The organism is Nocardioides ginkgobilobae (assembly GCF_054781275.1).
The window spans coordinates 1-1091 of the sequence record NZ_BAAGUS010000052.1 but is presented as its reverse complement, the minus strand read 5'-3'; the positions used below and the strand labels follow the sequence as shown (position 1 = coordinate 1091).

1 protein-coding gene is annotated in these 1091 nt (G+C 67.1%); it reads right to left on the bottom strand.

Annotation, left to right across the window (positions count from 1 at the left end; all coding sequences use genetic code 11):
• On the bottom strand, positions 1-973 hold a 973-nt coding region (locus ACYVID_RS18150), incomplete at its 3' end, for an IS481 family transposase (protein WP_460739475.1).
• Positions 974-1091 lie beyond the last annotated feature (118 nt).

Genomic DNA, 1091 nt, shown 5'->3' with positions numbered 1-1091 from the left:
TGTTCTGTCCACGCAGGTTGGGTACGAGGTCGGCCGGTGACTTGCCACCGAGTGCGGTGTGACCGCGGTGGTGATTGTAGGTGTGGAGCCAGTCGGTGAAGCTGGCTGCTCGTTCTGACTCGGAGCCGTATGCGCGGGCGTAGGCCCATTCCTCGAGCATGGTGCGGTTGAACCGCTCGACCTTGCCGTTGGTCTGGGGCCTGTAGGGGCGGGTTCGCTTGTGGGCGATGTCCTCGCCGAGGGCCTCGGCGAAGAGCTTGGATCGGTAGCAGGAGCCGTTGTCGGTGAGCACTCGCTTCACCGTGATGCCAGCGGCTTCGAAGTAGGCGTTGGCGCGCTTCCAGAACTCTGCGGCGGTCTCCTTCCTCTCGTCGGTGAGGAGTTCGCTGTAGCCCAGCCGGGAGCAGTCGTCGACGGCGTTGTGGATGTACCAGTAGCCGTTGCCGCGCTGTCCAGAGTTCTTGCGCCCGGCCTGGCGCCCGACGACGCGCCAGCCGCCGCCGTCGGGGATCCGGCCGAGCTTCTTGATGTCGACGTGGACCAGGTCGCCAGGAGCCTCGTGCACGTAGGAGTGCGCCCTCTTCCGTGACCACTTGATGCGGACCCCGGTCGCCGGGTCGGTCCATGCCAGCGGCGGGCAGCCGTAACGGCGCAGGATCTTGTGCACGGTCGAGACCGCCATCTTCAGCCGGTAGGCGATGCGAGCCGGTCCCCAGCGCCGAGAGACCCGCAGCCCGAGCACCCGTCGCTCGACCCGCGAGGGTGTGCGCCGTGGCGAGGTCTTCGGGCGTGAGGACCGGTCGACCATCCCGTCGCGGCCCTGGACGCGGTAGCGGTCGGCCCATCGCTTGGCGGTCGTGACTGAGCAGTTCCACCTTTCGGCGGCACGCCGCAGCGTCCATCCCTTGTCCACGACGAGCTGGGCCAGCCGCAAGCGGCCGGCAGGGGTCAGGCAGGCGTTAGCGTGAGACACGAAGACCTCCGGAGTTTCGTGAGCGAGTGGATGCTTGGTCGCTTCACACCTCACCCGGAGGTCTTCGTCATCGTCCAGCAGGCACGCCGTACCTAACGTCCGTGGTCAGTACACCTAG